6 protein-coding genes are annotated in these 7,006 nt (G+C 61.7%); 2 read left to right on the top strand and 4 right to left on the bottom strand.

Annotated features, from left to right (window positions below):
• Positions 1-496: 496 nt before the first annotated feature.
• The 4 genes from EDC23_RS09485 to sucC all read right to left on the bottom strand — a co-directional run bounded on the left by EDC23_RS09485 (position 497) and on the right by sucC (position 4,962).
• Positions 497-835, bottom strand: coding sequence for a P-II family nitrogen regulator (locus tag EDC23_RS09485; protein ID WP_134083896.1), 339 nt, complete (start codon positions 833-835; stop codon positions 497-499).
• A gap of 226 nt (positions 836-1,061) precedes the next feature.
• Positions 1,062-2,723 carry an NAD+ synthase gene (locus tag EDC23_RS09480; RefSeq protein WP_134083894.1) on the bottom strand — a complete coding sequence of 554 codons (1,662 nt, stop codon included), beginning with the start codon at positions 2,721-2,723 and terminating at the stop codon, positions 1,062-1,064.
• A gap of 200 nt (positions 2,724-2,923) precedes the next feature.
• On the bottom strand, positions 2,924-3,796 hold the full coding sequence (gene sucD, locus EDC23_RS09475) for a succinate--CoA ligase subunit alpha (protein ID WP_134083892.1): 873 nt from the start codon (positions 3,794-3,796) through the stop codon (positions 2,924-2,926).
• The gene (gene sucC, locus EDC23_RS09470; protein ID WP_134083890.1) at positions 3,796-4,962 is read right to left on the bottom strand and encodes an ADP-forming succinate--CoA ligase subunit beta; all 1,167 of its coding nucleotides are present in this window, start codon (positions 4,960-4,962) and stop codon (positions 3,796-3,798) included. Before sucC ends, sucD begins: the two co-directional genes overlap by 1 nt.
• A gap of 138 nt (positions 4,963-5,100) precedes the next feature.
• Between sucC and EDC23_RS09465 the strand changes: the two genes are divergently transcribed.
• Positions 5,101-5,337, top strand: a complete 237-nt coding sequence (locus EDC23_RS09465) for a PP0621 family protein (RefSeq protein WP_134083888.1) — start codon at positions 5,101-5,103, stop codon at positions 5,335-5,337.
• A gap of 12 nt (positions 5,338-5,349) precedes the next feature.
• Positions 5,350-6,981 (top strand): sensor histidine kinase, encoded by a 1,632-nt coding sequence (locus EDC23_RS09460; RefSeq protein WP_134083886.1) that lies wholly within the window; start codon positions 5,350-5,352, stop codon positions 6,979-6,981.
• Positions 6,982-7,006 lie beyond the last annotated feature (25 nt).

The raw sequence follows: 7,006 nt of genomic DNA, 5'->3' as shown, positions 1-7,006 counted from the left end.
ACTACAACACGGCAAAACAAATTTCTATTCACCGCAGAGACGTTTATGCCCGTTGTTTGGGTACAGACACGCAGGGGTTTAATAACTTCCTTCGTGCAACCGAATCGAGTATGCCTCGAGGTGCCGGACACCGCTAGCGCTATGTCCGGCCTACTCACTAGATTCCAGCTGCCAGAACCTGGTAGCGTAGGTCACGTTGGCGATAGCCTACGTGACACAACCTCAAACCGAAGCAGCGGCTGATCTACAACACGGCAAAACAAATTTCTATTCACCGCAGAGACGTTTATGCCCGTTGTTTGGGTACAGACACGCAGGGGTTTAATAACTTCCTTCGTGCAACCGAATCGAGTATGCCTCGAGGTGCCGGACACCGCTAGTGCTATGTCCGGCCTACTCACTACCCCAACCACGACATAACAAAAGCAGTTTCTAGAGGCTAGGTTCTAGCAGCTAGAATCTAGTCCCTAGAAACTGGTCCTTCGGAACGAAGGACCTAGATCGCGTCGTTGCCTTCCTCGCCGGTGCGGATCCGGATTACCCGTTGCACGTCGGTGACGAAGATCTTGCCGTCGCCGATCTTGCCGGTGCGGGCGGCGTTGGTGATGGTCTCGAGGGATTGATCGACCAGTTCATCGGCCACCACCACCTCGATTTTGACCTTGGGCAGAAAATCGATCACGTACTCGGCGCCACGATACAGCTCGGTGTGACCTTTTTGTCGACCAAACCCCTTGACCTCGGTGGCGGTCATGCCGGTGACACCGATCTCGGAGAGCGCCTGACGCACGTCATCCAGCTTGAACGGTTTGATGATGGCCTCGACTTTTTTCATAACACTAATCCCCGGCTTTGTTGCATACCATTATGGTGCATGGAATGCACCCTGTACTCAAATAAAACTTACCACGAAGGCGCGAAGACACGAAGAAAACATTTCTTGCCGCGTTCGCGATGGCCCGCAACAAGAGAATATCGCCGGTCTTGTCAGACCTGCAAGCTTCTACACAGATTGAGTGAACTTCGTGTCTTCGCGCCTTCGTGGTAAAAGGTTTTCCTCGTCACTCGCCCCTCGTCCCTCGTCCCTGCCCGGGCAGGGCGTAGCCCGAGGTGATGGGATAACGCCGATCGCTGCCGAAGGCGCGCTGGGTAATACGAATCCCCGGCGGCGCCTGACGGCGTTTGTATTCGTTACGCGTCACCATTTGCATCACCTTTTGCACGATCTCCCGGTCATAACCGTGGGAGACGATATCCTCCACCCCCATGTCCTTTTCCACGTACATTTCCAGAATCGCATCCAGCACCTCGTAGGGCGGCAGGCTGTCGGTGTCCTGTTGATCCGGGGCCAGCTCCGCCGAGGGCGGGCGGTCGATCACCCGTTGCGGGATCACCGGGGAGAGGATGTTGCGGTAATTGGCCAGTTCATACACCAGGGTCTTGGGCACATCCTTGAGCACAGCAAAGCCGCCGGCCATGTCACCGTAGAGGGTGGCATAACCCACCGCCATCTCGCTCTTGTTGCCGGTGGTCAGGACCATCTTGCGTTTCTTGTTGGAGATCGCCATTAACAACACACCGCGGCAGCGGGCCTGAATGTTCTCCTCGGTGGTATCCGCCGCCAGACCGGCGAACTCGTCGGCGAGAACCTCCAGAAAGGCCGTGAACGGTTTTTCGATGGCGATGACCCGGTAATTGACGCCCAGGGTCCGCGCCTGTTCGGCGGCATCCTCGACACTCATGTCGGCGGTATAGCGCGAGGGCATCATCACCGCCTCGATCTCCTCACTCCCGAGCGCATCCACCGCGATGCTCAGGGTCAGCGCCGAATCAATGCCGCCGGAGAGGCCGATGACGCCGCCGTTGAAACCGTTCTTGCGCACAAAATCGCGCACCCCCAGCACCAGGGCCTGATAGACACTGGCGGTGGTCGACAGCGGCGCCAGCAACACCTCGGCCTGCACCGGTTGCCAGCCCGATTCGGTCTGGTTAAAACACACCCGTTCCAGCTGTTCAGTAAAGGCCGGCACGCGCTGGGTCACGGTGCCCTCACCATTCATGACAAACGAGTCGCCGTCGAACACCAGCTCGTCCTGACCGCCGACCAGGTTGGCGTAGACCACCGGCAAGCCGGTCTCCCGGCAACGATCCGCCACGCTCTGTTCCCGTTCGTAACCTTTATTAATGTGGTACGGGGAGGCGTTGATATTGAGGATCAGATCGGCGCCGGCCTCCCTGAGCCGTTGCGGCGGGTCGGGAAACCAGATGTCCTCGCAAATCGTAATGCCCACATTGGCCCCGCCAACAGGCACCACACAGGCGTGATAATCGGGGATAAAGTAGCGCTTCTCGTCGAAGACGCTATAGTTGGGCAGGTTCTCCTTGCGCGCATGAGCGATGATCGTCCCTTCGCGAATCACCGCCGCCGAATTATAGACTCCTTCGGGCGTCTGCTCGGGATAACCGAGCAGCAGATCGATCCCGGTGACCTGCTGCTGAATCTGCAGCAGGGCATGGTCGATACGCTCGTACATGCCGGGGCGCAGCAGCAGATCCTCGGGGGGGTAGCCGGTGAGAGCCAGCTCGGGGGTGATCAGCATATCGGCCTGCAGATTATCCCGCGCGTCCTGCAGCGCCTCGATAATGCGTCGGGCGTTGCCTTCCATGTCCCCGACCAGCAGATTGATCTGGGCAATCGCGATCCGTAGTTCCTGCTTCGACATGCTCTCGTTAATCTCCCGGTTTAACTCTCGCAAATAATGTCGGTTACAATCATGCGCCCCTGCAGGAGCCGAGCCCCCTCGGCGATTCACTCTCGACAATCGCGCTATCCCAACCAATCGGCCAGAGGGCTGGCCTCCTACAGCCGGCATCCCAAACCGGGCAGCCGGGGCGAATCATTACATTGTATGGCAGAGGGAGATCAGCTACCGAGTTGTTCCTGCATCAGCCGGCCCATCTCGGCCGGGGAGCGGCTGACGGCGACGCCGGCCGCCTGCAGGGCGGCGAACTTGCCCTCGGCGGTGCCCTTACCGCCGGCGACGATCGCCCCGGCATGGCCCATGCGTTTACCCGGCGGGGCGGTGACGCCGGCGATGTAGGCCACCACCGGCTTGCTGACATGGTGGCGAATGAACCCGGCCGCCTCTTCTTCCTCGCCGCCGCCGATCTCGCCCACCAGGATCATGCCGCGGGTGTCGGGATCGTTTTCGAACAGCGACAGGCAGTCGACGAAACTGAGCCCGTGGACGGGATCGCCGCCGATACCGATGCAGGTGCTCTGGCCCAGGCCGTTCCGGGTCGTCTGATAGACCGCTTCATAGGTGAGCGTGCCGGAGCGCGAGATAATACCGATCCCGCCCGGCCGGTGAATGGCGCCGGGCATGATGCCGATCTTGCACTGGCCCGGCGTGATAATGCCGGGGCAGTTGGGACCGATCAGATAGCTGTCGCTCTCCTTCAACGCGGCTTTGACGCGCAGCATGTCCAGCACCGGGATACCCTCGGTAATACAGGCGATCACTTCGATACCGGCATCGGCGGCCTCCAGGATGGCATCGGCGGCAAAGGCCGCCGGCACGTAGATCATGCTGGCATTGGCACCGGTCTCACGCACCGCATCGGCGACGGTATCGAACACCGGGCGATCCAGATGGGTGGTGCCGCCCTTGCCAGGGGTGACGCCACCGACGATCTGCGTGCCATACTCGATCGCCTGTTCGGCATGGAAACTGCCCTGCTTGCCGGTGAAGCCCTGCACGATCACCCGGGTCTCGTTATCGATCAATATCGCCATCAGCCCGGCCCTCCGGCAGCCTCGACCACCCGGGTCGCGGCATCGCCCAGTCCATCGGCCGCAATGATCTCCAGCCCGCTTTGTTGCAACAGCGCCTTGCCCTGATCCACGTTGGTGCCTTCCAGGCGCACCACCACCGGCAGGGTCAGCCCGGTCTCTTTCACTGCCTGAATGATCCCCTCGGCGATCAGATCGCAGCGCACGATGCCGCCGAAGATGTTCACCAGGATCGCGGCCACCTTGCCGTCGGAGAGGATCAGCTTGAACGCCTCGGCGACTTTCTCGGCGGTGGTGCCGCCGCCCACGTCGAGAAAGTTGGCCGGCGCCCCGCCGTGCAACTGGATCAGATCCATGGTCGCCATGGCCAGGCCGGCGCCGTTGACCATGCAACCGATATTGCCGTCGAGGCTGACGTAATTGAGGCCGTGCTGGTGCGCGCGGTTTTCGCGTTCATCTTCCTGACTGGCATCGCGCAGGGCCTGTAACGCCGGATGCCGGTAGAGGGCGCTGTCATCGAGATTGATCTTGGCGTCCACCGCCAGCAGCTCGCCGTCGGCGGTCAGCACCAGCGGGTTGATCTCCACCAGGCTCAGATCGTTGTCCATGAACAGGCGATAGAGGCCCTGCATGATCGCGCTTAACGGCTTGAGCTGTTTCTCCAGCCCCAGGCCGAAGGCCAGCTGGCGACATTGATAGCCCTGCAGGCCGGCGGCCGGATGGACCGGCACGGTCAGGATCTTCTCCGGCGTCTCGCGGGCCACCTCCTCGATGTTCATGCCGCCGGCGGCGGAGGCCATGAACACCACTTTCGAGAGAGCGCGATCCACCAGCATGCCCAGATAATACTCGGCGGCGATATCGCTCGGGCTTTCGATCAGGACCTGGTTGATCGGTTGTCCGTCGGGACCGGACTGGCCGGTCACCAGCCTGGAACCGAGCAGGCGATCGGCCGCGGCTTCCAGTTCCGCCGTCGAGTCGGCCCTGACCACCCCGCCGGCCTTGCCCCGGCCGCCGGCATGCACCTGGGCCTTGACCATCCACTGATTGCCGCCCAGTTCACGGGCGGCATCCCGGGCCGTCGCGACCGACTCGGCGACGCGGGCCTCGGGAACCGGAATACCAAAACGGGCGAACAGTTGCTTGGCCTGAAATTCGTGAAGATTCATAATCGTGTTCGGCAGGAAACCAGCGCCTATTCTGGAACAATCCCGGGGTGGACGCAAAACCCGCTGCGGGATCCCCGGCAATTCGCCCCCGCTTTGGGTTATCATGGTCCCGTTATTCACGTTTACCCAGGAACGCCCATGCCCGGACTTTTGCGCGTCATTGTTCTTGCCCTGCTGATCTGGCTGGTCATCCGCCTTTATCAACGCTTCAAGGCCCTGGCCCGGGAGCGCAGAAAAAATGTACCGCAACCCGGCCGGCCCATTGAAAACATGGTGCGTTGCGAGCAGTGCGGCACCCATGTCCCGGAAAAAGAGGCCATCAGGCGGGACGGCCGGTATTACTGCAGCCACGCGCATCTGCCGCACGACAGCTGATCCCCGCACCTGATGAGTACGGAAGCCGAAGAACGCCGTTTCCCGCTTGCCAATCTGGACAGCGAGACGCAGATCTGGCAACCGCTCACCCTGCTCAATCTGTACCGACTGCTGATCGGCGGCCTGTTCACCGCCCTGTTTTACAGCGGTTATCTGCTGCCGCCCCTGGCCAGTCACGATGCCACGCTCTTCTATGGCGTGGCGCTGATCTATTTTGCCGCCGCGATCCTGTTCATTATCCCGCTCAGCCAGCGCTGGCCCCGTTTTGATATCCAGGCCTATTTCCAGATTGGCACCGACATCCTGGCCACCATCTTGCTGATGCATGCCAGCGGCAGTATCAGCAGCGGGGTCGGTACACTGCTGATCGTCACCGTGGCCGGCGGCAGTATCGTCATGGGGGGCCGACATCCGCTGATGTTCGCCGCGCTGGCCACCCTGGCGGTGCTGGGCGAGCAGTTTTATGCCCAGCGTGTCGGACTCGGGGAGCCCAACACCTATACCCAGGCCGGCATTCTGGGGCTGACGCTGTTCATTACCGCCCTGGCGGTCCAGAGTTTCGCCCGCCGGATCCGCGAAAGCGAGGCACTGGCCCGGCGCCGCGGCCTGGACCTGGCCAACATGTCGCAGCTGACCGAACACATCATCCAGCGCATGCAGACCGGGGTCCTGGTCATCGATGAGGCGGATCAGATCCGGCTGATGAACGAATCGGCCTGGTACATGCTCGGCATGCCCGCCGCCTCCCATTACAGCCAGCTGGCCGAACTCTCGCCGGCCCTGGCGACCCAGGCGCAACGCTGGCAGCAGGATCCGGCCGCCGATATCGAGATGATCCAGCCCTCGCCGGAGCACCCCAGGGTGATGCCCCGCTTCGCCCGCATCGGCCAGGAGTCGGCCGGCGGGACCCTGATTTTCCTCGAGGACGCCACCGCCATGGCGCGTCACGCCCAGCAGCTGCAACTGGCCACCCTGGGCCGCCTCACCGCCAGCATCGCCCACGAGATCCGCAATCCGCTGGGTGCCATCAGCCATGCCGGCCAGCTGCTGAACGAATCGCCCCAGCTGGACGAACAGGATCGCCGCCTGACCGGCATCATCGACGATCAATCCCGGCGCATGAACACCATCGTGGAGAACATCATGCAGTTGAGCCGCCGGGATCGCTCCACACCCCGGCTGATCGATCTGCACCACTTCCTGCCCCATTTCGTCCGCGAGTTCGCGACCACCGAGGAGCTGCACCGGGAGCTGATCGGCCTGAACCTCGATCCGGGCCCGCTGAAGGTCCGCTTCGATCCGAGCCAGCTGGAGCAGATCCTCACCAACCTCTGCCAGAATGCCGTTCGCTACAGCGAGGACTACCCGGGGTTTCCCAAGGTGGCGATCCACGCCGGCCTGACCGGGGGGTCCGCCCGGCCGTTTATCGATATTCTCGACTACGGCCCCGGCATCGATCCCGAGATCGCCGCCCATATCTTCGAGCCCTTTTACACCACCGCCAGCTCGGGCACCGGCCTCGGACTCTATATCTCGCGGGAACTGGCCGAAGCCAACCGCGCCCATTTAAACTATGAACCGGTCACGACCGGCGGCAGCTGTTTCCGGATTACCTTCCAGGATCCGCGCCGACAGATGGATTAAAAACAGGTTCTCTAGTCACTAGCAG

This window comes from Thiohalophilus thiocyanatoxydans (genome assembly GCF_004366735.1).
GTDB classification, from domain to species: Bacteria; Pseudomonadota; Gammaproteobacteria; order UBA6429; family Thiohalophilaceae; genus Thiohalophilus; species Thiohalophilus thiocyanatoxydans.
This window is presented reverse-complemented; position numbering and strand designations above follow the sequence as displayed.